This is a genomic window from Methylobacterium mesophilicum (assembly GCF_036441335.1).
In the GTDB taxonomy this organism is placed as follows: domain Bacteria; phylum Pseudomonadota; class Alphaproteobacteria; order Rhizobiales; family Beijerinckiaceae; genus Methylobacterium; species Methylobacterium mesophilicum_B.
The window spans coordinates 1-25,493 of the sequence record NZ_MLBW01000007.1 but is presented as its reverse complement, the minus strand read 5'-3'; the positions used below and the strand labels follow the sequence as shown (position 1 = coordinate 25,493).

General features: G+C 71.7%; 20 protein-coding genes, 1 tRNA gene, 1 other RNA gene and 3 pseudogenes. 8 read left to right on the top strand and 17 right to left on the bottom strand.

Going from position 1 to position 25,493, the window contains the following annotated elements; genetic code table 11:
* The first annotated feature begins 359 nt into the window (after positions 1-359).
* The 3 genes and pseudogenes from MMR14E_RS05355 to MMR14E_RS05345 all read left to right on the top strand — a co-directional run.
* Positions 360-1,052, top strand: coding sequence for a hypothetical protein (locus MMR14E_RS05355; RefSeq protein ID WP_331313167.1), 693 nt, complete (start codon positions 360-362; stop codon positions 1,050-1,052).
* A 174-nt stretch (positions 1,053-1,226) separates the two neighbouring features.
* Positions 1,227-1,562, top strand: coding sequence for a hypothetical protein (locus tag MMR14E_RS05350; protein WP_331313166.1), 336 nt, complete (start codon positions 1,227-1,229; stop codon positions 1,560-1,562).
* A gap of 6 nt (positions 1,563-1,568) precedes the next feature.
* Positions 1,569-1,929: pseudogene (locus tag MMR14E_RS05345) on the top strand (transposase); the annotation flags it as partial.
* Positions 1,930-2,523: 594 nt separating this feature from the next.
* Here MMR14E_RS05345 and MMR14E_RS05340 read toward each other — a convergent pair.
* The 5 genes and pseudogenes from MMR14E_RS05340 to MMR14E_RS05320 all read right to left on the bottom strand — a co-directional run bounded on the left by MMR14E_RS05340 (position 2,524) and on the right by MMR14E_RS05320 (position 8,424).
* Positions 2,524-2,600: transfer RNA gene (locus MMR14E_RS05340), tRNA-Arg, on the bottom strand.
* A gap of 125 nt (positions 2,601-2,725) precedes the next feature.
* Positions 2,726-3,478 (bottom strand): nucleotidyltransferase family protein, encoded by a 753-nt coding sequence (locus MMR14E_RS05335; RefSeq protein WP_331313165.1) that lies wholly within the window; start codon positions 3,476-3,478, stop codon positions 2,726-2,728.
* A 19-nt stretch (positions 3,479-3,497) separates the two neighbouring features.
* On the bottom strand, positions 3,498-5,060 hold the full coding sequence (gene tsaE, locus MMR14E_RS05330) for a tRNA (adenosine(37)-N6)-threonylcarbamoyltransferase complex ATPase subunit type 1 TsaE (RefSeq protein ID WP_331313164.1): 1,563 nt from the start codon (positions 5,058-5,060) through the stop codon (positions 3,498-3,500).
* 178 nt (positions 5,061-5,238) lie between these two features.
* Positions 5,239-6,486 (bottom strand): annotated as a pseudogene (locus MMR14E_RS05325) (EAL domain-containing protein); the annotation flags it as partial.
* A 119-nt stretch (positions 6,487-6,605) separates the two neighbouring features.
* A pseudogene (locus MMR14E_RS05320) lies at positions 6,606-8,424 on the bottom strand (sigma 54-interacting transcriptional regulator).
* Between the two features lie 376 nt (positions 8,425-8,800).
* On the opposite strand from MMR14E_RS05320, the gene cynS reads away from it, so the two are divergent.
* Positions 8,801-9,289 carry a cyanase gene (gene cynS, locus MMR14E_RS05315; RefSeq protein WP_331313162.1) on the top strand — a complete coding sequence of 163 codons (489 nt, stop codon included), beginning with the start codon at positions 8,801-8,803 and terminating at the stop codon, positions 9,287-9,289.
* A 148-nt stretch (positions 9,290-9,437) separates the two neighbouring features.
* Here the strand turns inward: cynS and MMR14E_RS05310 are convergent, their stop codons facing one another.
* From MMR14E_RS05310 to MMR14E_RS05290, 5 genes are all read right to left on the bottom strand, one after another.
* A complete protein-coding gene (locus tag MMR14E_RS05310) occupies positions 9,438-12,710 on the bottom strand; it encodes an efflux RND transporter permease subunit (RefSeq protein WP_331313161.1) in 3,273 nt (1,090 codons plus the stop codon).
* A gap of 378 nt (positions 12,711-13,088) precedes the next feature.
* Positions 13,089-13,523 (bottom strand): tellurite resistance TerB family protein, encoded by a 435-nt coding sequence (locus MMR14E_RS05305; protein ID WP_331313160.1) that lies wholly within the window; start codon positions 13,521-13,523, stop codon positions 13,089-13,091.
* Positions 13,524-13,641: 118 nt separating this feature from the next.
* Positions 13,642-13,842, bottom strand: a complete 201-nt coding sequence (locus tag MMR14E_RS05300; RefSeq protein ID WP_331313159.1) for a DUF3606 domain-containing protein — start codon at positions 13,840-13,842, stop codon at positions 13,642-13,644.
* A 224-nt stretch (positions 13,843-14,066) separates the two neighbouring features.
* Positions 14,067-14,288: a YbdD/YjiX family protein gene (locus MMR14E_RS05295; RefSeq protein ID WP_273561037.1), complete on the bottom strand. Its 222-nt coding sequence runs from the start codon at positions 14,286-14,288 to the stop codon at positions 14,067-14,069.
* A gap of 8 nt (positions 14,289-14,296) precedes the next feature.
* The gene (locus tag MMR14E_RS05290; RefSeq protein ID WP_331313158.1) at positions 14,297-16,357 is read right to left on the bottom strand and encodes a carbon starvation CstA family protein; all 2,061 of its coding nucleotides are present in this window, start codon (positions 16,355-16,357) and stop codon (positions 14,297-14,299) included.
* Positions 16,358-16,639: 282 nt separating this feature from the next.
* On the opposite strand from MMR14E_RS05290, the gene MMR14E_RS05285 reads away from it, so the two are divergent.
* A complete protein-coding gene (locus MMR14E_RS05285) occupies positions 16,640-17,509 on the top strand; it encodes an NAD(P)-dependent oxidoreductase (protein WP_331313157.1) in 870 nt (289 codons plus the stop codon).
* 130 nt (positions 17,510-17,639) lie between these two features.
* Here the strand turns inward: MMR14E_RS05285 and miaA are convergent, their stop codons facing one another.
* Positions 17,640-18,566, bottom strand: coding sequence for a tRNA (adenosine(37)-N6)-dimethylallyltransferase MiaA (gene miaA, locus MMR14E_RS05280; protein ID WP_331313156.1), 927 nt, complete (start codon positions 18,564-18,566; stop codon positions 17,640-17,642).
* Between the two features lie 14 nt (positions 18,567-18,580).
* On the opposite strand from miaA, the gene serB reads away from it, so the two are divergent.
* Entirely contained in the window at positions 18,581-19,474 is an 894-nt protein-coding gene (serB, locus tag MMR14E_RS05275) for a phosphoserine phosphatase SerB (protein WP_331313155.1), read from the top strand.
* A gap of 4 nt (positions 19,475-19,478) precedes the next feature.
* Here the strand turns inward: serB and MMR14E_RS05270 are convergent, their stop codons facing one another.
* The 6 genes from MMR14E_RS05270 to MMR14E_RS05245 all read right to left on the bottom strand — a co-directional run bounded on the left by MMR14E_RS05270 (position 19,479) and on the right by MMR14E_RS05245 (position 24,579).
* Positions 19,479-19,853, bottom strand: a complete 375-nt coding sequence (locus MMR14E_RS05270) for a hypothetical protein (protein ID WP_331313154.1) — start codon at positions 19,851-19,853, stop codon at positions 19,479-19,481.
* Positions 19,854-20,083: 230 nt separating this feature from the next.
* Positions 20,084-21,625, bottom strand: a complete 1,542-nt coding sequence (locus tag MMR14E_RS05265) for a DegQ family serine endoprotease (RefSeq protein ID WP_331313153.1) — start codon at positions 21,623-21,625, stop codon at positions 20,084-20,086.
* Positions 21,626-21,798: 173 nt separating this feature from the next.
* Positions 21,799-22,029, bottom strand: coding sequence for a protease modulator HflK N-terminal domain-containing protein (locus MMR14E_RS05260; RefSeq protein ID WP_331313152.1), 231 nt, complete (start codon positions 22,027-22,029; stop codon positions 21,799-21,801).
* A gap of 282 nt (positions 22,030-22,311) precedes the next feature.
* Positions 22,312-22,812 carry a dihydrofolate reductase gene (locus MMR14E_RS05255; protein ID WP_331313151.1) on the bottom strand — a complete coding sequence of 167 codons (501 nt, stop codon included), beginning with the start codon at positions 22,810-22,812 and terminating at the stop codon, positions 22,312-22,314.
* Entirely contained in the window at positions 22,809-23,603 is a 795-nt protein-coding gene (locus MMR14E_RS05250; protein ID WP_331313150.1) for a thymidylate synthase, read from the bottom strand. Before MMR14E_RS05250 ends, MMR14E_RS05255 begins: the two co-directional genes overlap by 4 nt.
* Before the next feature lie 118 nt (positions 23,604-23,721).
* A complete protein-coding gene (locus MMR14E_RS05245) occupies positions 23,722-24,579 on the bottom strand; it encodes a CPBP family intramembrane glutamic endopeptidase (protein ID WP_419539303.1) in 858 nt (285 codons plus the stop codon).
* On the opposite strand from MMR14E_RS05245, the gene ssrA reads away from it, so the two are divergent.
* Positions 24,571-24,952, top strand: a transfer-messenger RNA (tmRNA) gene (gene ssrA / locus MMR14E_RS05240). The two genes, MMR14E_RS05245 and ssrA, sit on opposite strands and share 9 nt — an antisense overlap.
* A 64-nt stretch (positions 24,953-25,016) precedes the next feature.
* Positions 25,017-25,493 (top strand): SspB family protein (locus tag MMR14E_RS05235; RefSeq protein WP_331313148.1); only part of this gene is annotated, 477 nt, incomplete at its 3' end.

Genomic DNA, 25,493 nt, shown 5'->3' with positions numbered 1-25,493 from the left:
TGTCGGAATTTCTCATCAGGTCTCATGCGACAAAGTCGCGACGTGGTCTGTCAAACTGCGCGGAGAAAACTGAAATCTCTCAATCATTTAAGACGGCGCGTTAACGATCTCAGGAATCGGTGTCCCGGATCGGATTAGGCAGTTTTCGCCACCCGGTTCGCGGGCAGCTATATGCGTGTTAAATTGGACACATCAGTCATCGCCGAAAGTGGTATTCTATTGAGCAAGCAAGACCGTTCTGAATGGTCGTCTGCGGCGCGATTCCTCGGGTGTGAGCCCGCGGGTTCGAGGGCGACGGAGCGGTCGATGTCTGCGCAAGGCGGAAACCGTCTGCGCCGAGTGTTGATTGGGAGGCTACGATGAGGCAGCGCGGGCCATCGCGCGTGCAGATCCTGCTCGCCGCCGCGACCGTGTGGTCGGCCGGGATCCTGTCGGCCGGGGCACAATCTGCGGCGGCTCCCACGCCGCCGCCTCAACCGGCACCGGCCCAGCCGGCGCCCGCGCAGGCCGCGCCGATGCAGGCCAACACTGCCAATCCCGGGACGGGGCAGCCCGCCCCCGCCGCTCCGGGCTGCGACGCCACCTGCGTGCGCGCCAACAACGAACTCGCCTCGCAGATCTGCGTGCCGCGGATCGAGGCACAGGCGCCGACGGATTTCGAGTGGGTCTCCCGGCCCTTCGCCAAGATCTTCCAGCAGGCCGAGGCGCCCGAGGGCGGCGCCACGGTGGTCCGCTACCGGGGCGACTCGATCCGCTTCCTCAGTCCCGCCAAGGAGTGGGTGCGGGTGACCTACGAGTGCGGGTTCGACGCGGCCAAGCGGTCGGTCGAGTACGTGCGGGTGCGGCTCGGCCGGCTCGACAAGGCGGACGCGCCCGCGCAGCCGGCGCAGCAGGGCCGGGCCAGCGCGCCGGCGCCGATCAGCACCATGGTCCAGGGCAATTCGCCGTGCGTGATGCCGCTGGCGATCTGGGTCATCAGGGCCGCCTGGGGCGCCGGCATGGCGCTCCCCGCATCCTGCCCGTCACGCGCGGGCGCGCCGACGAAGCCGTAGGCCTCGTAGAGCAGCGACAGGANCCCAGGCGCAGCAGCAGGCCGCCCGCACCGGGACGGCCGCCCCGCGCAAGCTGCTGCCGTCGGAGCCGAGCGAGATCGAGGTCCGACAGGTCAATCCGCGGATCCGGCAGGCGCAGCCATGAACCCCGGACCGCTGACGCGGGGACGCGCGGTGCGAACCGCCTTCGGCGCGCTCGCGCTCCTCGCGGCAGGCGCGACGGCGGCCCGCGCCCAGCCAAGCCCGCTCTCGGTGAACGACTGCACGCTGTTGCCCGATCCCGGTGCCCTGCGGCGCTGCCTCGATCAGGCGGAGGGGCGCGTCGTCACGCCGCTGCCGCCGGTCGCGAACCCGGCCTCGATCGACCGGCCCGAACAGCCGGCGCAGTCCGTGCGCGGCGCGCCCGCCGCGAAGCCAGCGACCGCGCCGCCGGGCGATTTCCTCAGCAACCGCGGGCCATCCCTGCGCAGTGCCCAGCCGTCCTCCCGGAACGTCATCGAGCTCGAGTGAGGCACGCTGGAGCGGTTGAGCCACATCGTCGGCTGCGAGCTGTACCGGGACAACCTCGCCCGTGCCGTGCCCGGACGGGTCGAAGGGCGGTCGCCCACCGTTCGACCTCGTGGTCATGTTCAAGGTGCTGATCCTTCAGGCCAGCCACTCGCTGTCGGACGAGCGTGACCCAATCCTGATCGAGGGTCGGCTCTCGTACATGCGCTTCCTCGGGCTGGGGCTGTCCGATCCGGTGCCGGACGCCAAGACGACCTGGACCTTCCGCGAGGCGCTCACCCGGGCCGAGATCGCGCGTCATCCTGCGATCGAGGTGCTGTTCTCGGCCTGCGACACGGCCCTGCGGCAAGCCGGTGTCCTGGCCTTGGGCGCGTGGTCGGTGGTGCAGGTCAAGCGGGCGCTGGGGCGAGCATGGCCCAGGCTTGAAAGAGGGCCGCCCCCGAGGGAGTGGCCGAGGCTCACGGGGGAAACGGCCGCAAGAGCAGCACGCGTCGCCCCTTGCCGCTCGGCAACTTCGGCACGGCGCGGTAATCTCGCGAACGACCAGCGCCTCGGACTCGGACTCGCCTGTCCTGCCGCGCGAGGGTCCCCTTCCGCGATTTAGCCCCACGCCCCGCCGATGGAACCATGGCCCGCTACTAAAACGGTGGTCGCGCTCCACAATCGCGCCGACGTGCCCGGCATATAAGCAACCTTGCCGATACCCCCACCACCGGTTCCTTTTCTGCGGAAGCCATGCCGCGGAAAAATTACAGAGGGATTTTCGGCCGGTGAGCGGGCTTAACGCCTACCAGCGTGAGGAACTCGGAAGCGTGTACCATGAGCGTAAACCTGAGCCAAAAATCAGCCCTGGGCGCAAAAACCCCTGGGAGGTCTCAACGGCGCAACGCTTCCCATGCGCTTCCCAATTTGGTTTCCCGGGAAGCACGACACGCAGATTTTCTATGTAAATACTTGATATGTATGGCGCGCCCGAAAGGATTCGAACCTCTGACCCCCAGATTCGTAGTCTGGTGCTCTATCCAGCTGAGCTACGGGCGCCTGACACGGCGGCGGCCTCTCGGCCCGCCGGTGTGAAGGGGCTTCTAGAGGGTCGGATCCGGCTTGGCAAGACACTTCGGGCAACGACTTTCGTGGCCCGTGCGCGCGCCTCGGGCTCCCGCGGCCTACGGAGCCCGGGCGCTGGCGCGGACGCGCTCCTCCGCGGCCCGGATCGCCTCCGGCGTGCCGACATGCAGCCACTGGCCGTCGAGCCGCATCCCGAACAGCCGCCCCGACCCGATCGCCCGGTCGAACAGCAGGTTGAGCGAGAAGGCGCCGTCCGGCGTGTCGACGAAGAGGCCCGGCGCCAGGATCGCCACGCCCGCGTAGATGAACGGCGCCACCGCGCGCTCGCCCCGTCGCTCCAGGCGGCCGTCCGGATCCATGACGAAATCCCCGGCGCCCTCGTAGCCGAGGCTGGTGGCGGTCGGCGCCACCAGCAGCAGGCCGTCCATGCGGTCCCCGTCCCAGGTGTCGATCAGCCGGCGCAGGTTGGAGGCCGGCCCCTCGAGCCAGAACGAATCCGAGTTCAGCACCACGAACGGCGCGTCGCCCAGGAGCGGCAGCGCCTTGCGGATGCCGCCGCCCGTCTCCAGCAGCGCAGCGCGCTCGTCGGACACGGTCGTGGCCGGTCCCGGGGCCGCCCCCTCGGCCCGGCGCGCGAGGTGCCCCTCGATCAGGTCGGCGAGGTAGTGGACGTTGACGACCGCGTTGGTGATCCCGGCCTCGGCGACCCGGTCCAGGGCGTGGTCGAGCAGGGCCTTGCCGGCCACCTCGACCAGGGGTTTCGGCACCGTGGCGGTCACCGGCCGCATGCGCTTGCCCAGGCCCGCGGCCAGGACGAAGGCGCGGCTGACGGCGGGGCTGGGATCGCTCATGCGGTCGGGAATCCGGTGGTCAGGGTTCGGGCGCCGGGGCGACGAAGCCCGGCAGGTGGTCCGCGTGCCACGCCCGCAGCCCGGAGAGCGCCGGATGGGCGAGGTTGCGGGCGAGGTAGCCCTCGATGCGCGGCAGGTGGGCGAGGTAGCCGGGCTTGCCGTCGCGCCGGTCGAGGCGCGCGAAGATGCCAAGGATCTTGGTGGCCCGCTGGGCCGCCAGCAGCGCGTAGGCGGTGGCGAAGGCGCCGACATCGAAGGCCGGGTCCCGGCCGCGGCGCTCGCGGGCGTAGAGGCCGAGCAGCCGCAGCTCGAACTCCGCGCTGGAATCGACCCGGGCATCCTGCAGCAGCGAGGCGACGTCGTAGGCCGGGTGGCCCATGACGGCGTCCTGGAAATCGATCAGCCCGACCCGCTCCAGCCCGTCGCGCTCGGGCAGCCAGATCAGGTTCGGGGAATGGTAGTCGCGCAGGGTCCAGGTCGGCCGGTCCGGGACCGCGCCCTGGAGGGCCGCCCGCCACAGATCGACGAAGGCGGCCCGCGCCTCCGCCGACAGGCTGACGTTCCGGATCGCCGGGGCGTACCACTCGGGCATCAGCTCCGCCTCGAACAGCAGCGCCTCCATGTCGTAGGGCGGCAGCCTGTGCTCGATCCCCTCCGCCACGGGCAGGACCGGGGGCAGGGGGTTGGCGTGGAGCTTGGCCAGCACGCGCACGGCCTCGGCGTAGCGCTCGGGCCGCGGGGCGCCCCCCTCGATCACCGGCTCGGTGCCGAGATCCTCCAGGATCAGCAGGCCCTCGGTCAGGTCCTCGCCGTAGATCTTCGGGGCCGAGAAGCCGAGCGCCCGCAGGCCCCGGTCGAGGGCGACGAAGGCGTGGACGCTCTCGGCGAGGTGCACGATCGCGCTGTAGGGCTTGCCGTCCCGCACCGGCGGCCCGTCGGGACGCGGCGGCGCGATCATCAGCACGGCGCTGGTGCCGTCGGGCTTGGTCAGGCGCTCGTAGGCGCGGGACGAGGCGTCCCCCTGCATCAGGGTCCGCTCGGCGATGTCCCAGCCGCTGCGGTCGAGCAGGCGGCGCACCGCCCGGGCCCGGTCGAGGCGGGCGCGCATGCCGCCGGTGCCGTCGATCCGGGCGAGACGCGCCTCGGCGCCGAACTCCGCCCGCAGCGACAGGTCCACGGTCAGCACAGGGCCGTCGCGGGGCGGCAGCCGGTCGGGCCACTCCACCAGGGTGATCGCGCCCTCGGCCATCTCGTCGAAGCCGAGCTCCACCAACTCGTCGGGGTCGCGCAGCCGGTACAGGTCGGCGTGGACGATCGGCCGGCCGTCGCGGGCCGCGTAGGGCTGGATCAGCGTGAAGGTCGGGCTCGGCACCTCCAGGCGCGCGTCGCCGGCGAGTTCGCGGATGATGGCGCGGGCGAGCGTGGTCTTGCCGCCACCCAGTCCTCCGGACAGCGCCACCACGTCCCCGGGCATCAGGAACTCGGACAGGAACAGGCCGAGATCCTCCGTGGCCGTCTCCTCCGGCAGCACGAATTCCCAGGGCGCCGGATGCGCGGATGCCCCCGCAGCCCCTTCGGCCATCTGCCCGTCCCGCTCGTCTCCGCCCAAAGCCCGCCTCCGAGACCCGAAGACGCATGGTCCGAAAACACGCACCGGATGCAAGCGTTTCCGCCCGGAGCCGCGCGCTTCCCGCCAGCCCGGTGCATCGAAACCACGCTCGCGGAGGCGGCGAAAGACCGCGCCGGGGCCCGCAAATCCCTCAGGCCTGGGCGCGGACCCTCGGCCGGTCCCGGCCGGCCCCGCGGGTCGGCCCAATGCGCCATGCCTCGGCGTTCCAGGCCGCCGCCGCCGCGAGGGCGTCGACCTCCGGCATCGGGCGGCCGAAATGGTAGCCCTGGCCCAGGGCGCAGCCCATCGCCGCGAGGGCCTCCGCTTCGGCGCGGCCCTCGATGCCCTCCGCGACCGCCGCCACCCCGATCTCCTCGGCGAGCCGCAGGATGGTCTGGACGATCCGGCGATCCCGCGGTTCCGCCAGCATCGCCCGGACGAAGGCCCGGTCCACCTTGAGCGTGGTGATCGGCAGGGTGCTGAGATGGCTGAGCGAGGAGTAGCCGGTGCCGAAATCGTCCACCGCGATGCCGAGGCCGGCGGCGCGGCAGCGCGCGAGGGCGGCCGCGGCCCCGGCCGGATCCTGCATCAGCGCGCTCTCGGTGACCTCGATCTTGAGGGCGCCGGGCGCGAGGCCGGTCCGGCGCAGCATCGCGTCGACGAGGCCCGGTATGTCCGAGCGGGCGAGATCCTGGGCCGTGACGTTGAAGCTCACGAACAGGGACGGCTCGACGGAGGCGGGCGCGGGCAGGCCAGCCTGCAGGATTCGGGGCACGATCCGGCCGATCGCGCCGATCACCCAGGCGGTGATCGCCAGGATCTGGCCGTTCGCCTCGGCGGCCGGGATGAAGGACGCGGGTGCCACGAGCCCGCGCTCGGGATCGTGCCAGCGGATCAGGGCCTCGAAGCCGGCGAGCCGCCCGGTGGCGAGCCGCACGATCGGCTGCAGGAACAGCGCGAACTCGTCCCGGGCCAGGGCCCGCCGCAGGGCGCGCTCCTGCGCGAGCGACGCGACCGTCGCGTCGAAATCGGCGCGGGCGGTGGGCGACGGCGGCACCGGAGCCCCCTCGGCGACCGCCGGGCCGAGCCGGGGCAGGGTCTCGCGGAACCGGGCGATGAGCCCCTCCAGGCAGAGGCGCAAGATCGGATCGGCGCCGGCGAGCCTCTGGCGGATCTGCACCGCGTCCACCGGGACGAGCACGCAATCCGCCTCGGCGCGCGCGCCGGCGGAACGCGGGAGGGCGTCGAGGATGGCCATCTCGCCGAAGATCTCGCCGGCGCCGCGCCGGGCAAGCACGGCATCGCCGCCGTCGCGCCGCCGGAAGATCGCGATGCGCCCGCTCAGGATCAGGTAGGCGCAGTGCCCGATCGCCCCCTCCTCGAACAGGACGGCGCCGGCCGGGAGGGTGACGGGATCGGAGAAGTCCTGCATCGGCCGGGGACGCTGCGACTTCGACGGGGAAGCCCGGCACGCATCGTGGCGGAGCGATCTTAAGATCGGATCAAGGGCTCGCCGGATCAGCCGCGCGGGATCCCGTGGGCCTTGATCCGCGAGGCCAGCGTCGTCGGCCGCAGGCCGAGGAGCGCGGCCGCACCGCCCGGCCCGGAGATCCGCCCGCCCGCCAGCGCCAGGGCCGCGACGATCTCGGCGCGGTCGCGCGCCCGGCGCTCGGCCTCGGTGGTCGGCGGGCCCGGCCGCCTCCCCGTCGGGCAGGTCGAGGCGGAGGCGGCCCCGGGCGGAGAGGATCACCGCCCGCTCGATCACGTTCTCCAGCTCCCGGACATTGCCGGGCCAGGGGTAGCGGCACAGGCGGCGGACGTCGCCCTCGGTGAGGCGCGGCTCCGGCACGGTGAGGCGGCGCGCCGCGACCCGGAGCAGGTGCTGGGCGATCGGCGGGATGTCCTCGGGCCGCTCGCGCAGGGGCCGCGCCTGGATCGGGAAGACGTTGAGGCGGAAGTAGAGGTCCTCCCGGAAGCGGCCCGCCCGGATCTCGGCGCGCAGGTCCCGGTTGGTGGCCGCGACCACGCGCACGTCCACCGCCCGGGTGCGCGCCTCACCGACCCGCTCGAACGAGCGCTCCTGCAGGACGCGCAGCAGCTTGCCCTGAAGGTCGAGGGGGATCTCGCCGACCTCGTCGAGGAATAGCGTGCCGCCGTCGGCGAGTTCGAACCGGCCGACCCGGTCGCGCAGCGCCCCCGTGAAGCTGCCCTTGGCGTGGCCGAAGAACTCGCTCTCGAACAGTTCGCGGGGAATCGCGGCGCAGTTGACGCGGATCATCGGGCGGGCGCTGCGGCGGCTGGCCTCGTGGATCGCCCGGGCGATCAGCTCCTTGCCGGTGCCGGACTCGCCGGTGATCAGCACCGTGGCGTCGGTGGCCGCGACGCGGTCGACCTGCCGGAGCGTCGCCGCGATGGCGGGCGAGCGGCCGATGATGCCCTGGTGCTGGCGCTCGGCCCGGATCTCCTCCTTGAGGTACGCGTTCTCCAGCTCGAGGCGCTCCCGGAGGGAGTCGACCTCGGCGAGCGCGCTCGTCAGCCGGGCCTCGGCCTCCCGGCGCTGGCTGATGTCGCGGAACACGATGACGGCGCCGAGCAGGCGCCCCCGGTCGCGGATCGGCGTCGAGGTGTACTCGACCGGGAAGGCGGTCCCGTCGGCGCGCCAGAAGACCTCGTGATCGACTTGGTGCACGGTCCCGTCGCGGAACGCCGCGTAGATCGGGCAGTCGTGGTGGGGGTAGTGGCTGCCGTCCGGGCGGGTGTGGTGCACGGCGGCGTGCATGTCCCGGCCGACGAGGTCGGCGGCCTCGCAGCCGAGCATGCGCGCGGCGGCCGGGTTGACGAAGGTGGTCACGCCCTCCGCGTTGACGCCGTAGATCCCCTCCCCGGCCGCGCGCAGGATGAGCTGGTTGCCCCGCTCGATGTCGCGGAAGATGCGCTCCACGCGCTGCCACTCGGAGAGGCCGGCGCGCATGTGGGCCTCGGCCTCGCCGTCGACCTGGCGGCGGTGCAGCGTGTCCGGGTCCGCCAGGGTCACGAGGAGGCGCATCGCGTCGCCCGGCAGCGGGAAGGCCGCGGTCTCGACCCGCAGGTCGCGGCCCGCCGCGTCGCGCGGCGCCAGCATGCGCGTCCACCAGTGCCCCCTGGCCAGCGCGGCCTCGGTGAAGACCGTGAGCGCCGCGTCGGCGAAGAGGCCGTAGCACGAGACCAGCGCGGCGATGGCGGGGAACAGCGCGCTCGCCCGCGCGCCGCGCAGCGCCGGGCGGCCGTAGCCGAGGAGGCGCGCCGCCGCCGGGTTGGCGTCCGCGACCCGGTCCTCCTCCGGCGCGAGGACCAGCATCGGATCCGGGCTCGCCTCGAAGACCGGCCCGAAGGTTCCGGCGGCACGGGACTCGCGAGATATCGTCATCCGCTCACGATATCTCGTTTCCGACGAGATGTCGTGAGCGGCAACCGGCAAGCCAAATCACTGGCAGACGGAGCGTTTTTCCCGGGTCCCCGCCTGGCACACCCTTTGCCGAGGGGGGACTGTCCGCCCGTCGGCCGGCGCCGCTCCCGAAAGCGTGCCGCGACGATGCCCGGCGGATGTCCGCGTCCGGACGCGACCGTCCCCCCTCACCGGTCGCGATCCGGACGCGCACCCGCATCGGGTGGGTGGGGCCGCGGACCGCGCGGCCTCACCGGACCCATCGCAGATCGAACTCCGGGAGCCGACGATGAAGCGCGAAGACCTCACCGAGAAGCTTCTCGACATCAAGCGCGAGAAGGGCTGGAGCTGGAAGCACATCCACGAGGAGATCGGCGGGCTGTCGCCGTTCCTGATCACCGCGGCCTGCCTGGGCCAGATGAAGCTGCCGAAGGCCCAGGCCAAGCGCGCGGCCGAGCTCTTCGGCCTCACCGCCGCCGAGGAGCGGATGCTCAACGAGCCGCCCTATCGCGGCTCGATCCCGTCCATGCCGCCCACCGACCCGCTGATCTACCGGTTCTACGAGCTGGTGATGGTCTACGGCACGACCTTCAAGGAGCTGATTCAGGAGGAGTTCGGCGACGGCATCATGTCGGCGATCGACTTCAACATGGACATGGCCCGCGAGGCCAACAACAAGGGCGACCGCGTGAAGCTCACCATGTCGGGCAAGTTCCTGCCGTACAAGTACTACGGCAACGACGACGACACCCCGGAATACGGCTTCAAGGAGGGGTGAGCAGGCTCGACGGACCATTTCCCCTCCCCCTTGCGGGGTGGGGTCAGGGGTGGGGGTGGTTCAGGATGAGGCGCAGCGGTGCCTCCTGCACCACCCCTACCTCCAACTCCTCCCCGCAAGGGGGAGGAGAGACCCGCGCGGCTGACGATTAGGCCGTCGCCGGTCGCCCCTCCGGCCCCAGGTAATCCTGCACCGGCTGCGCCGGGCCGCCGCGCATCAGCACGTAGAGGAACGGGACCAGCAGCAGGGTCGCGGGCGTCGCGAAGGCGATGCCGCCCATGACCGCGCGGGCGAGGGCGGCGTTCTGCTCGCCGCCCTCGCCGGTGCCGAGCGCCATCGGGATGAGCCCCAGGAACATCGCCGAGGCGGTCATCAGCACCGGGCGCAGCCGGGTCTCGCCGGCGGTGATCGCCGCCTCCAGGGCGCTGCACCCGGTCTCCTCCCGGTGCTCCTTGGCGAAGGTGACGAGCAGGATCGAGTTCGCCGAGGCGATGCCCACCGACATGATCGCCCCGAAGATCGACGGGATCGAGAACGGCGTGCCGGTCACGAACAGCGCGAAGGTGATGCCGCAGAACGCCATCGGCAGGGCGGCGATCACCACGAACGGGTCGCCCCAGCTCTGGTAGTTCACCGCCATCAGCAGGTAGACGGCGATCAGCGCGATGCCGAGGCCGATCTCCAGGCGGAAGAAGGCCGAGCGCATGTTCTCGATCTGGCCGCGGACGACGATCTTGTCGGGTGCCTCGAGGTTCTTCTGCTCGTCCTCGACGATCGCGTCGATCTCGCCGGCGACCGAGCCGAGGTCCCGGTCCTGCACCGAGGCGAAGATGTCGAAGGTCGGCTGGATGTTGACGTGACTGATCATGGTCTGCGTCGGCGTCCGCCGGATGTCGGCGAGGCTCGACAGCAGGGTCAGCACCCCGGGACCGGAGCCGGAGGTCGCGGCGGCGCGCACGAACATGGGCGTGTTGCGCAGGTCGGTGAGCGAGCTGTTGCGGTACTCGGGCGTCTGCACCCAGAGCTGGTAGGGGATCCCGGTCTTCGGGTCGGGCCAGAAGTTCGGCGTGACCTGGTAGCTGCCGGACAGCGAGATGTTCATGTTCTGCGCCACCTGCTGCTCGGTCAGCCCGAGTTCGGAGGCGAGGCGCCGGTCGACGTCGACGTAGAATTGCGGCTCGTTGACGATCTGCTGCAGGTGGACGTCGACGAGGCCCTTCGTGTGCTTCAGCCGCTGCACGATGCGCTGGGCGACCTCCAGGTCCTTCTCCTTGTGACGGCCGGAGACCTGCACGTCGATCGGCGTGAGGACGCCGAAGTTCAGGATCTGGGTGATCATGTCGGCGGGCTGGAAATAGACGATCACGTCGGGGAAGCGCTTCATCAGCACGTCGCGCAGGCGCTTCGTGTAGCCCGACACCGAGCCGTGCCCCTCCTTCAGGCTGATCAGCATCTGCCCGTCGTTGTACGAGACGAACGAGCCGTCCGAGAACGCGAAGTTGTAGTTGTTCGACGGCAGGCCGATGTTCTGGAGGATCTGGTCGACCTCGGCCGCCGGGATCACCTCGCGGACGGTGTCCTCGACCTCGGCGAAGACCTGCCGGGCGGTCTCGATGCGCATGCCGACGCGGGTGCGCAGATGCATGGTCATCTGGCTCGCCTCGATCTGCGGGAAGTAGTCCTGGCCGACGAAGACGAACAGGACGCCGGTCATGCCGAGCACGAAGCCGACGGCGCCCAGGGTGACGATCCGGTGGCGCAGCACCGCGTGCAGCAGCCCGACATAGCCCCGGTGGAACCGCGCGAAGCCGCGCTCGAAGCCGCCGTGGACCCAGCCGGCGAGCCGCATGAGCGGTGCCCCGACGACGCCGACGGCGCGGGCGATGCGGCCCCGCCGGGGAGCCCCGTGCCGATCCCGGTCCTTGGCGTGCTTCTGCCGGTATTCCGGCGCCACGATCACGTCGATCAGGAGCGGCACCAGGGTGCGCGACAGCAGGTAGGAGGTCAGCATCGCGAACACGACCGCGAGCGCCTGCGGGGTGAACAGGTACTTCGGCGTGTCGGTGAGCGCGAAGACCGCCGTGAAGGCCGCGCAGATCGCGAGCGTCGAGATCAGCGCCGGCTTGGCGATGCCGGCGGCACCGTGGACCACGCTCTCGCGGAACTCCTCGCCCTCCTCGAACAGCCGGTAGGTGTTCTCGATCGCCACCGTGGCGTCGTCCACCAGGATGCCGACCGCCAGCGCGAGCCCGCCCAGCGTCATCACGTTGATGGTCTCGCCGAGCGCCGCCAGCACGGCGAGCGAGGTCATGACGCAGAGCGGGATCGAGATCAGCACGATGATCGTCGAGCGCCAGGAGCCGAGGAACAGCAGGATGGCCAGCCCCGTCAGGGCCGCCGCGGTCAGCGCCTCGTGCAGCACGCCCTCGATGGCGTTCGAGACGAAGACCGACTGGTCGAACAGCTGCTTGATCGACAGCCCCTCGGGCGCGGCGGCGCGGATCGTCGGCATCGCCTTCTTGACGTTGTTGACCACGTTGAGGGTCGAGGCGTTGCCGTTCTTGATGATCTGCATCAGCACGGCCTGCTGGCCGTCGGCGCCGACCACGTTGACCTGCGGCGGGCCGCCGTCGCGGACGTAGGCGACGTCGCGCACCAGCACGGGCTGGCCGGCCACCACCTTGATCGGCGCGAGGTTCAGGGTCTCGATCGACGGCGGGGTGCCGTTGAGCTGGATCGGGTACTGCTGCTCGCCGATCTTGGCGAGGCCGGACGGCACGGTCAGGTTCTGGGCCGTCATGGCGTTGGTGACGTCCAGCGGCGTCAGGCCGAGCGCCTGCAGGGCGTTGAGGTCGAGGTCGACCATGATCTGCCGGGGCGCGCCGCCGAAGGGCGACGGCAGGGTCGAGCCCGGGACCTGCGCCAGGGTCTGGCGGATCCGGTACTGGGCGTAGTCGTAGACTTGGTTGAGGCTCTCCTTGGCCGAGGTCAGCGCGAGCTGGATCACCGGCACCGAGGACGCGGAGTAGCGCACGATCACCGGCGGCTGCGTGCCGGGGGGCATCACGGCGCGGATCGAGTTGGTCGAGGACACCACCTGGGCGATGGCGAGATCGAGGCTCACCGACGGGTCGAAGTAGATCCGCTGCACCGCCGTGCCCTGGAGCGTCGTCGACTCCATGCGGCGGATGTTGTTGACGTTGTTGGAGATGCCGTACTCGGCGTAGGTCGTGACGCGCTGCTCCATCTCCGGCGCCGAGAGTCCGGTATAGGTCCAGACCACCACGACGACCGGGATGTCGACGACCGGGAGGACGTCCTTCGGGGTGACGACCATCGCCCCGACGCCGCCGAGCATCATCAGGACCGCGAGCACGTAGGTCGTGATCCGGAACTTGAGCGCGTAGAGGACGAGGCCCATGCGGTCTCCGCCGTCCGGCCCCGGGCCGGCAACTCCGCGTTGTGTACCGGCTCACCGGCTAAACCCGGAATGTTTCGCTATCACGTCCGGATAGGCAAAGGACGGGCCGCGTCGCCGCAGGGCCGCGGCGGGCCTCATGCCCCGCGTCGCGCCCGCCTCCCGGCACGCGCGTCAGCGGGCCGCGCAGGAGAACGCCGTCGCGGCCTCCGCGGCGCTCCGGCCTATCGGGATGCGGGATCCGCGCCGACCTGGAGTTCCTGAGCGACGCGACCCGGCTGCCGGCCGCGATCGAGACCGCCNCTATCGGGATGCGGGGGCGGGCCGGAGCGGGATCCCGGCGCGCCGACTCCGGGCCTGCCGGGCGCCGCGCCGGCCGGGTCAGCGCAGCAGCGCGGACTTGTCGACCTGCAGCGCCCCGGCGATCTCGTCGAGCGCCTTGTGCTCGACCGCGCTGATGCCGTCGATATCGGCCACGTCCGCGCCGATCAGGAACACGTCCTGGCGCTGCTCGATCGGCCGCTCCGCGATGGCGCCGACGTGGCGCAGGTTCTCCAGCCGCCCGGCCCGGGTCTTGGCCCGGGCGATCGCCTCGTAGAGCTCCTGCTCGACGCGCAGCGTGTCGTAGGACTTCTCGAGGATCGGGTTGGCGCGGATGCCGCTGATCGCCGACTCGATCTCCTCCTCGCCCACGTCCCCGTCCGCCACGATGACGTTGGCGGCGGACGAGACCGCGGCCTGCAGGAAGACCGCGTCGCCCGCGTACGACATGATCGTGCGGCCGAACCGAAGGATGGCGTCCTGGAAAATGCTCATGCCGACCTCCCGTCGGGCCTGAGATGGCGGATATTGTGGCGGCCGAGTCAAGATCCGGCCGAGCTTAAGCCCGGGATCGCGGAGGACGAGGGCGCGCGCGGCGGGCTCGCGGGACGGCTCAGGTGGCGGGCTCGTGGCCCGGCCAGTCCCGCCCGAGATGGGCGGCGACGCGGGCCGGGTCGTCGCCGACCGCCGCCACGGCGGCCGCGACCTGCTCCACCGGAACCATGAACCGGCGCGCCCAGTAGGCCCGCTCCCAGGCATGGGCGGTGTTGACGGCCCGGGGTTCCTTCGAGTCCTGCGCGCTGTCGTCGGTCATTGGCCTTCCGCATCCGGCGAGGGCCCGCGGCCCTCCGGCGTGGAGAACGCCGGCCGAAGGGAAACGGGTCCGCGCAGCGGGCGGGGCCCGGTCCGCGGCGATGACACGCCGCCGTCATCGCGCGCGCAGCGAAGCGACCCGGGGCAACGCGACGTTGGAAGACGCAGCGCTGCCCGGATCGCTTCGCTCCGCTCGCAAGGACGAGCGGCCTCAGCGGCCGCCTGTCAGCAGCAGCGGAAGCCCGCGGTGTTGCCGACCCCGAAGCGGGCGTTCTCCCGGTTGCGGAAGAACTCCACCTCGGTCATCGGCGCCTGGTCGGGATGGGTGCGGCGGACATGCTCGGCGTAGGCCGCGTAGTCCCCCTGCCCGACCATCAGCCGGGCGCCGTCGCAGACGCATTTGGACAGCGTCCGGATCCGGTCCCGCAGGTTCGACGACGGCAGCATGGGACCTCCTACTCGGCCGGGACCATGTGCGGCTCGGTCTCCAGCGCGGTCCAGCGATCCGCGCGCCACGCCTTCAGGCAGGCGGCGATGCCGAAGCCCGCGATGGCGACGACGAGGCCGATGAACAGGGCCGCCAGCACCGCGTCGATGCGGTCGTTGAGGATGATCTGGCTCATCTGGTCGGCGTTCTTGGCCGGCGCCAGGACCTTGCCCTCCGCGGCGGCCGCCGCGTAGCGCTGGGCGTGGGCCAGGAAGCCGATCTTCGGGTCGGCCGAGAAGATCTTCTGCCAGCCGGCCGTGAGGGTGCAGATGCACAGCCACGCGGTCGGGATGATGGTCACGAACGCGTAGCGCTCGCGCTTCATCTTGAAGATCACCACCGTGCAGAGGGTCAGCGCCACCGCGGCCAGCATCTGGTTCGAGATACCGAAGAGCGGCCACAGGGTGTTGATGCCGCCGAGCGGGTCGGTCACGCCCTGGTACAGGAAGTAGCCCCAGGCCCCCACCGAGATGGCGGTCGCCGCGATGCTCGGGCCCCACGACGTGGTGTTCTTGAAGGATGGGACCGCGAGCGCCACGAGGTCCTGCACCATGAACCGGCAGGCGCGGGTGCCCGCGTCCACGGCCGTGAGGATGAACAGCGCCTCGAACAGGATCGCGAAGTGGTACCAGAAGGCCATCATCGCCTTGCCGCCGATGGCCGACGAGATGATGTGGGCCATGCCGACCGCGAGCGTCGGCGCGCCGCCGGCCCGCGAGATGATCGTGTGCTCGCCGACGTCGGCGGCGGTCTGGGTGATGACCTCCGGCGTCGTGGCGAAGCCGAGCTTGGTGACCGCGGCGGCGGCCGTCTCGGGCGTCGTGCCGACCAGGGCGGCCGGCGAGTTCATCGTGAAGTAGACGCCCGGGTCGATCACGCAGGCCGAGACCAGCGCCATGATCGCCACGAAGGATTCCATCAGCATGCCGCCGTAGCCGATGAAGCGGGCGTCGGACTCGCTGGCGATCAGCTTCGGGGTGGTGCCCGACGAGATCAGGGCGTGGAAGCCCGAGACCGCGCCGCACGCGATGGTGATGAACAGGAACGGGAACAGGCTGCCGGCCCAGACCGGGCCGGTGCCGTCGACGAACTTGGTGACCGCCGGCATCTGCATGTGCGGCGCCACGAAGGCGATGCCGAGCGCGAGGCCCACGATGGTGCCGATCTTGAGGAAGGTCGACAGGTAGTCGCGCGGCGCGAGGAGCAGCCAGACCGGCAGGATCGAGGCCACGAAGCCGTAGCCGATCAGCATCCAGCAGAGCTGCGGGCCGGTGAAGGTGAAGGCCGGACCCCAGACCGGGCTCGCCGCCACGGAGCCGCCGGCCATGATCGCCAGCATCAGCAGGACGAAGCCGAGGATCGAGACCTCGCCGATCTTGCCCGGCCGGATGTAGCGGGAATAGACGCCCATCAGCATGGCGATCGGGATCGTCGACATCACCGTGAAGGTGCCCCAGGGGCTCTCGGCCAGCGCCTTCACGACGATCAGCGCCAGCACGGCGAGCAGGATCACCATGATCAGGAAGGTGCCGAACAGGGCGATGATGCCGGGAATCGTGCCGAGCTCGGCCCGGATCAGCTCGCCGAGGGAGCGCCCGTCCCGGCGCATCGACACGAACAGGACCATGAAGTCCTGCACGGCGCCGGCCAGCACCACGCCGGCCAGGATCCAGAGCATGCCGGGCAGGTAGCCCATCTGCGCGGCGAGCACCGGGCCGACCAGCGGGCCCGCGCCCGCGATCGCCGCGAAGTGGTGGCCGAACAGGACGCCGCGGTTGGTGGGCACGTAGTCGAGCCCGTCATTGTGGCGCACGGCCGGCGTCGCGCGCTTCGGGTCGAGCCGCATCACCTTGTCGGCGATGAACTGCGAGTAGTAGCGGTAGGCGATGAGGTAGACGCAGACCGCCGCGACCACGATCCAGAGGGCGTTGATCGTCTCGCCGCGCTGGCTCGCCACGATCGCCAGCGCCGCGGCGCCGAGCGCCCCCACGAGGGCCCAGGGCCCGTGCCTGCCGATCGCCGTGCCCATGTCCCACTCCCTGACCGAACGCCTCGCGCGCGGGGCCACGCGCGGGGGGCTCCGGCTGGGACTTCGTGGTCCCGGGCTACACGGGCGGGTTATCCTATTGGTCCGCCGTTGACGCAAGCGATCCGAGCTGTGATGCAGCGTCGGCGGCGGCACGACGCCCAATCTGTCACATCGGGTCCCCGGCACGGCCCCGACCCCCTTCACGGACCGGCTGCCGAGCTCCGCCGCCGTCGGAGAAGGAAGGGTGCCGGCGCGGTCCGGGCCTGCGAGGAGCGCACGACAATGGCGAAGGTCGCATTCCTGGGTCTCGGCGTCATGGGCGGCCCGATGGCCGGCCACCTCGCCAAGAAGGGTGGCCACGACGTCACCGTCTACAACCGCACCGCCCCGAAGGCCGAGGCCTGGGTGAAGACCTACGGCGGCGCCTCCGCGCCCACGCCCCGGCAGGCCGCCGAGGGCGCCGAGATCGTGTTCGCCTGCGTGGGCAACGACGACGACCTGCGCAGCGTCGTGCTGGGCGACGACGGGGCGCTGGCCGGCATGAAGCCCGGCGCGGTGTTCGTGGACCACACCACCGCCTCCGCCGAGGTCGCCCGGGAACTCGCCGCGGCGGCCGCGGCCAAGGGGCTCGGCTTCATCGACGCGCCGGTCTCCGGCGGCCAGGCGGGCGCCGAGAACGGCGTGCTCACCGTGATGTGCGGCGGCGACGCGGCGACCTACGCCAAGGTCGAGGGCGCGATCGGGTCCTTCGCGCGGGCCTGCCGGCTGATGGGCCCGGCCGGCGCCGGCCAGCTCACCAAGATGGTCAACCAGATCTGCATCGCCGGCCTCGTCCAGGGCCTCTCGGAGGGCGTCCACTTCGCCAAGCGGGCCGGCCTCGACGTCGAGGCGGTGCTCGACGTGATCTCCAAGGGCGCCGCCGGCTCCTGGCAGATGGAGAACCGCGGCAAGACCATGAACCAGGGGAAGTTCGACTTCGGCTTCGCGGTCGACTGGATGCGCAAGGACCTGGGCATCCTGCTGGACGAGGCCCGCCGCAACGGCGCCAAGCTGCCGGTCTCGGCCCTCGTCGACCAGTTCTACGCCGAGGTGCAGGCCATGGGCGGCAACCGCTGGGACACGTCGAGCCTCGTGGCGCGGCTGGAGCGCTGACGCCTCCGGCCGTCACCCTGGACTCGGGGCCAGGGTGAGACGCGGCAGGCTCCCTCCCCCGTGCGGGAGGGGGCCGCACCGGTCGCGGCACCGGGCGAGCCGATCGCGCCCGGCGGGCCGGACGCCCTCCTCAGAACAGCGCCTCGACCTCCGCGGATTCCGGATCCACCCAGCGCCAGTCCGCCCCCATCTGGTGGCGGAACCACGTGAACTGGCGCTTGGCGTAGGCCCGCGTGTCCGCCTGCCCCCGGACGATCGCGTCCTCGAGGCTCACCGCCCCGTCGAGATGGGCGATCAGGCCCGGCACGCCGTGGGCGCGCATCACCGGCAGCAACGGGTCGAGGCGTCGCGCGCGCAGGCGGGCGACCTCGTCCAGCGCCCCCTCGGCGATCATGGTCCGGAAGCGGGCGTCGATCCGGGCGCGCAGCACCGCCCGGTCGGGTGCCAGGAAGATCTTCTGGCACTTCCATCCGGCCAGCGGGCCGGGCACCGGGTCGCCGTAGAAGCTGGCGATCGGTCGGCCCGTCGCGAGAAAGATCTCCAGGGCGCGCATCACCCGCATCCGGTCGCTCGGGCGCAGGCGGGCGGCCCCCTCGGGATCGTGCCGGGCGAGCTCGCCGTGCAGCGCCTCGGTCGGGCGCCCCTCCGCCGCGTCCCGCACCCGCGCCCGCACCGCCTCGGGCACGGGCGGCAGCTCCGAGAATCCCCGCTCCAGCGCCCGGAAGTACAGGCCGGTGCCGCCCACGAAGACCGGCAGGCGCCCGCCGAGCGTCGCCAGCAGCGCCGCCGCGTCCCGCGAGAAATGCCCCGCGGAGTAGTTCACGGCGCCGTCGACGTGGCCGTAGAGCCGGTGGGGGACCCGCGCCTCCTCGGCCGGGTCCGGACGGGCGGTCAGGCGGCGCAGGTCCGCGTAGACCTGCATGGAATCGGTGTTGATCACCGCGCCGCCGTGACGCGCCGCCAGCCGGGCGGCCAGCGCCGACTTGCCCGAGGCGGTGGGCCCTGCGATGAGGATCGCGGCCGGGCGCCCCCCGGCCTCCTCCCGGTCTGGCGGCAAGGCGAAACTCCACGATGCTGGTCGCGGTCCTGATAGCAAACCCGGATCGGCCGTCCATCACCGACGCGGTGCTGGCCGAGGCGCGCGCCGTGCTGCGGACGGAGCACCAGCCCCGGATCCTGCACGGCGAGGTCGCGGCCGAGCTGCTGGTTCCGGCCGAGCCCGCGGCCGCGGCGTCCCTCACGGAGCGGCTGCGGACGGCGCTGGCGGGCGAGCCGATCGACGTCGCGGTGCTGCCCGCCGACGCCCACAGGCGCAAGCGCCTGTTCCTGGCCGACATGGATTCCACCATGATCGAGCAGGAATGCATCGACGAGCTCGCCGGGACGCTCGGCCTCAAGGACCACGTGGCGGCGATCACCGAGCGGGCGATGCGGGGCGAGATCGCCTTCGAGCCGGCGCTCCGCGAGCGCGTCGCGCTCCTGAAGGACATCCCGGTCGGGGCGGTCGACGGACTGATCGCCGGGCACCTGACCCTGACCCCGGGCGGCCGCACGCTGGTGCGGACGATGCGGGCGCACGGCGCCCGGACCTGCCTGGTCTCCGGGGGCTTCACGCTGTTCACCGGCCCGATCGCCGCGATGATCGGCTTCGACGAGCACCGGTCCAACGTGCTGGGCGTGGCGGACGGGCGGCTCACCGGCCGCGTGGAGGACCCGATCGTCGGGAAGGCCGAGAAGCGCGCGGCGCTGATGGCGTTGCGCAGCACGCTCGGTCTCGGTCAGGCAGACACGCTCGCCGTGGGCGACGGCGCCAACGATCTCGCCATGCTGGGCGAGGCCGGCCTCGGCGTGGCGTTCCGGGCGAAGCCCGCGGTCGCGGCCGCGGCGCATGTCCGCGTCGAGCACGGCGACCTCACCGCGCTCCTGTACCTGCAGGGCTACGCGGCGGCGGAGTTCGCGGGGTGAGTGCTCAGTGGAGCGTCCGGGTCAGAGCGACCACGGCACCCAGCACCGCCAGCGTCTGAAAGCCGATCGCGCCGACGAGCCAGCGCACCGTCTCGACCTTCGCGGAGGCGATGGCGCCCTTGACGGCTTCGATGTCGGCCTTGGTCGTGAGCCGCAGCGCCTCGATGTCGGCGTGAGTCTGGACCTTCAAGGTCTCCAGCTCGCCGCGGACAAGCCGAATATCCGCTTGCACGTCACGAATGTCGGCCTTCGTGGCGAGATTTCCGTCGAAGACATCGACCAGCGCGTCGGCCAAGCCCTCGGCCTGCTCCGGCGACAGCTTGGCCTTCTCCCGCAGCGCGCGGGCGAACTTCAGGGTGTCGAACGCAACGGCTGTCATGGGTCCAGGATCGTCCGAGCCGCACCGACTCGCGGCACCAGTGTGCCGCCCCTCGGCGCCCCGTCAATGCGAGCTCTTCGAATGCACGAAGGCCGCCGCTCCTCGCTGAGCGACGGCCTTCGATGTTGCAGATGATACCGGTTCCGGTTGATCAGGCCGGTTCCGCCGTCTTTGCGAGCGGAGCGGGCTGCCCCGACCGCAGTGTTCAACCGGAAACGGTATGATGCCGCTCAGTCGAGGCCGACGGCCACGAAGCGCACGTCGCCGGTCGCGCCCGCCACCAGCAGCAGCACCGACTTGCGCCCGTCCTTCTTGAGGGCGTCGATCCGCTTGGTCACCTCCGCGGGGGTGCTGACCGACTCCTGGCCGACCTCGACGATCACCTCGCCGGGCTGGATCCGCTTGTCGGCAGCGGTCGAGTTCGGGTCGACGCGGGTGACGACCACGCCCTTCACGGTGTCCTTGATCGCGTACTTCTTGCGCAGCTCGTCGGTCATGCCGGAGAGGTTGAGGCCCAGCGCCTGCCGGGTCGCGCTCTCCGGCTCCGGCTGGCGCAGGTTGGCGAGCTGCGGCTTGTCGCTGTCCTCCAGGCGGCCGAGGGTGACCGGCTTCGTCACCTCCTCGCCCTTGCGCATGACGACCACGTCGACCTTCTGGCCCACCGGGGTCGAGGCGACGATGCGCGGCAGGTCGCCCGAGGCCTTCACGGGCGCGCCGTTGAACTTCAGGATCACGTCGCCGACCTCGATCCCGGCGGTCTTGGCCGGTCCCTTCTCGTCGACGCCGGCCACCAGGGCGCCGCGCGCGCCGCCCTTGAGGTTGAGCGCCTCGGCGGTGGTGTCGTCCACGTTCTGGATGCGCACGCCGAGCCAACCGCGGCGGACCTCGCCGAAGTCGCGGAGCTGGTCGATCACGGGCTTGGCCGTGCCCGACGGGACCGCGAAGCCGATGCCCACCGAGCCGCCCGTCGGCGACAGGATCGCCGTGTTGATGCCGATCACCTCGCCGTCCATGTTGAACAGCGGACCGCCGGAATTGCCCTTGTTGATGGCCGCGTCGGTCTGGATGTAGTTGTCGTAGGGTCCGGACTCGATGTTCCGGCCCCGCGCCGAGACGATGCCGGCCGAGACCGAGCCGCCGAGCCCGAACGGGTTGCCGATGGCGATGACCCAGTCGCCCGGCCGCATCTTGTCGGAATCGCCGAACGGGACGGCCTTCAGCGTGCGGTCGGCCGGGGGCTTCACCCGCAGGACCGCGAGGTCGATCTTCGAATCCTTGCCGACGATCTCGGCCTTCAGCTTCGTGCCGTCGTGCAGGATGACCTGGATGTCGTTGGCGTCGCCGATGACGTGGTTGTTCGTCACCACGAGGCCGGCGGAATCGATGATGAAGCCGGAGCCCAGGGAGTTCGACTTGCGCTGCTGGCGCGGCCCGTCGCTCTCGCCGCCGCGGCCGCCGCGCCGGTTGAAGAACTCCTCGAACAGGTCCTCGAACGGGGTCCCCGGGGGCACCTGCGGCCCGGCACGGCCGGCGCGGGCCTCGACGGTGGTGGACGCAGAGATGTTCACCACCGCGTCGGTGACCTGCTCGGCCAAGTCGGCGAGGGAGGCCGGCCCCTTGGCGAGGGCCGGGACCGGCAGGGCGGCAGCGACCACCGAGACGCTGACGGAGGCGCCGATCAGGATCGAGGCCATCAGGGCGCGGGCGCGGGAGCGGGGCCGCGCCGGGGCGCGGCCGAACGGCGCCTCGGGGGCGCTCGCGACGGGGTGCATGGTCGACCTCTTCAAGAACGCGTTTCCGGTCCCGCGGGCCTCGACCGATGGCCGATCGCCCGCGGGTTGTCCTGCACGATAGTCCCCGGGCGCCGGGACGCCAAGTGGAAGCGGGTCGTCCGCCCGGACGGCCGCGTCGACCTGCGGGAGGAAGACGTCTATCAGCTGACCGCCTACGCCGCGGGCCTGTCGGCGGAGGCCGCGTTCATGGTCTCGTAGCCGCCGCCCGAGCCGCCGCCGCCCGGGATCAGGCCGCGCAGCCGGTCCTGCCCGCGCCGGAGCAGGTCCTCGAGGTTCGGCGGCGTCTTGCCGCCGCCGCCACCGCCACCACCCCAGGGACCGCCGCCGTTGCCGCCGGGCCGGCCCCAGGGCCCCCCGCCGCCGCTCTGATTGCTCCAAGGCATCCTAGCCGTCGTCTCCTGCCTGTCCGCGCCCGGCCCACATCCCGGCCGGCGCCCCCTGCCTGAACGGCCACGCTCGCCCGCCTAGTCCCGACCATTCGGGCCGATCGCACCGCGACCGCGCCCGGCTGGAGGCCTCGAGAGCCCGCACGCGCATCTTCCCGCAGGATGTGCAGGCCCGGCGTGAGCGCGCGCACCCGACAGGCACCTGCGGGCGCACGCCCCGTGCTGTCAAGGCTGGCAGGTGGGCATGCCCGGCGCGGAACGCAAATGCGGCGGCGCGCCTCAGCGTGCGCGCTCCCAGTCGACGAAGGCGAAGGCGTGCTCGTCCCGCGGGCCGGCGGGGTGCGCCTCGCGGAACGTCTCCCGGAAGCGGGCGCGGTCGAAGGCCGGGAATCGCACGTCGCCGGCGGGCTCCGCCTCGACCTCGGTGAGGTGGAGCCGGTCGGCGTGCGGGAGCGCGAGCGCGTAGATCTCGGCGCCGCCGACCACCATTAGCTCCGCCCCGGCGGCGGCCAGCGCCGAGTCCCAGTCGTGGACGGTCTCGACGCCCTCGGCGCGGAAGCCCGTATCCCGGGTGAGCACCAGGGTGCGGCGCCCCGGCAGGGGCCGGCCGATCGAATCCCAGGTGCGCCGCCCCATCAGCATCGGCTTGCCCATGGTCAGGGCCTTGAAGCGCTTGAGATCGCTGGAGAGATGCCAGGCGAGCCCGTTGTCGCGGCCGATCACGCCGTTGCGGGCGACGGCGGCGACCAGCGAGACGATGGGCGAGACGGTCGGGCTCATACCGCCACCGGGGCCGCGATGGCGGGATGCGGGTCGTAATTCTCGATGGCGATGTCCTCGTACCGGAACGCGAAGAGGTCGCGCACCTCCGGGTTGAGCCGCAGCCGCGGCAGCGGGCGCGGCTCCCGGGCCAGGAGGGCGCGGGTCTGCTCCAGGTGGTTCCGGTAGAGATGGGCGTCGCCGAAGGTGTGGACGAAGTCGCCGACCCCGAGGCCGGCCACCTGGGCGATCATGTGGGTCAGGAGGGCGTAGCTCGCGATGTTGAACGGCACGCCGAGGAAGGCGTCCGCCGAGCGCTGGTAGAGCTGGCAGGAGAGCCGCCCCTCGCTGACGTAGAACTGGAACAGGCAGTGGCAGGGGGCGAGCGCCATCCGGTCGAGGTCGGCCGGGTTCCAGGCCGAGACGATCAGGCGCCGGGACTCGGGGTTGCGCCGGATCTCGCCGAGCACCCAGGCGATCTGGTCGACCGTGCCGCCGCCGGGCTTCTCCCAGGAGCGCCACTGCTTGCCGTAGACCGGGCCGAGGTCGCCGTTCGCGTCCGCCCACTCGTCCCAGATCGTCACGCCGTTCGCCTTCAGCGCGGCCACGTTGGTGTCGCCCGCCAGGAACCAGAGCAGCTCGTGGATGATCGAGCGCAGGTGCAGCCGCTTCGTGGTGACCAGCGGGAATCCCGCCGACAGGTCGAAGCGCATCTGGTGACCGAAGACCGACAGCGTGCCGGTGCCGGTGCGGTCGTCCTTGGCGACGCCCGCGTCGAGGATGCGCCGGAGCAGGTCGTGATAAGCGTCCATCGCCCATTCCTGCGCGCCGGCGCGCCGGCCGGCAAGCGCGCCGCCGCGATCTGTCCACCACCGTCGCGCCGGGCGCCGGTCCGCGGGCGGCGTCCGGGCGGCGCCCCCGGACAGGCCCTCACGCCGGCCAGAGCAGGTAGGTCACCAGGGCGAGGTTCGACCAGCCGTGCAGGGCGATGCCGGGCCAGAGCCGGCCGGTGCGCCAGCGCAGCCAGCCCAGCGCCAGGGCGAGGGGCAGCAGCGAGACCGGCCGGGCGAGCCCCCAGGACGAGATGTGGGCGGCGGCGAAGATGAGCGCGGTGACCAGGATCGCACCGACGGGCCCCACCGTCGCCCGGGCGCGGGCGAAGGCCTCGCCGCGCAGCAGCAGCTCCTCGGCCACCGGCGCCAGGATCGCCAGGTAGGCGAGCCACGCCGCGACCGCGGCCTGGCTCATGAACGGCGACAGCCGCACGTGCTGGCCGAAGCTCGCCCCGAACAGCTCGGCCGTGCCGGTGACCCAGGCGATGTGCAGCACCGGCCAGATCAGCAGGAGGCCCAGCAGCGCGACCGGCCGCATCCCGTTCGGCCGCTCGCGGTCGAGGGCGAGGCGCCGCCGCCAGCCGTCCCGGTCGCGCCACCACGCGCCGCCGACCACCAGCGCGGCGAGATAGACTTGGCGCAGGGCGTCGATCGCGAAGGCCCGGTGGGCGAGCTCCACCGCGCCGAGGAACGGGCGCCGCTCGGGGGGCAGGAACGGGTCGATCCCGCGCCACAGGTCGAAGCCGACCCGCACCGTGGCCAGCGACAGCAGGCTCGCCGCGCCGAGATAGACGACCACGAGGGCGACCAGGGCGCCGAGCCGCCACGTCGCGGCCCAGGCCCGCGCGAGGGGCCCCGGCGCGTCGGATGCGGTGGCGCGCGACTGCGCACTTCCGGCAACAGCCTCGCCCGGAGGCTCCAAATGAGACAGCGGCGCGACACGATCGGGCTTCAAAACCGGACCGATCCCCTCTATATCTCGGGAGCCGGTCGCGAGGCCGGCTATGGCGATAAACGTTCTTCGCAATAAACCTATCGGACCCGGGGGCGGTACCCGGCGCCTCCACCCGAGCCCAGGACATGCTGCCGCAAGGGGCGTGATCGGAACCGGGGCTTCGGCGGGGGCGAAATAGGATCGACGAGGGCGTAAAGGTTGAGCTTTCGCTCGGCATGGTTCCGCCGTTATCGGGCCTTTGCAATAGTTGCCAACGACAACTTTGCTCCGGTGGCGGTGGCCGCGTAAGCGGTCCCCAATATCGACCTGAAGTCCTAGCGGGTAGCTCCGCATAGGCGGGGTTCGGAGGCGCCTGGCAACAGAAGCCTCCACTTCAGTCCTCGGTCCGGCCATCCGCGGCGGGGCGCCGGGCAGACCGGGCGAGAGCGCGACCGCAGATGGCAGACGACCTGATCCGCTACGACCTCCTGGTACAGGACGCCCTGCGCGGCGTGGTGCGCAAGGTCCTGACCGACGCGGCCCGCGAGGGGCTGATGGGCGAGCACCATTTCTACGTCTCGTTCCGGACGGAGGCCCCCGGCGTGCGGATGTCGCAGGCCCTGCGCGAGAAGTACCCGCAGGACATGACGATCGTCCTGCAGCACCAGTTCTGGGACCTCAACGTCACCGAGCACGCCTTCGAGGTCGGCCTGTCCTTCTCGGGCGTGCCGGAGCGCCTGCTGGTGCCGTTCGACGCCCTGTCGGGCTTCTTCGACCCCTCCGTGCAGTTCGGCCTGAAGTTCGACCTCAGCGAGGCCGGCGAGACCCCCGAGGAGGCCAACGCCGCCCCTGCCAAGCCCGGCCCCCGCGGCGCCGGCTCCGAGCCCGGCGAGGTGCGGCCCAAGAGCGCCGGGCTCGCCACGATCGGCGCGGGC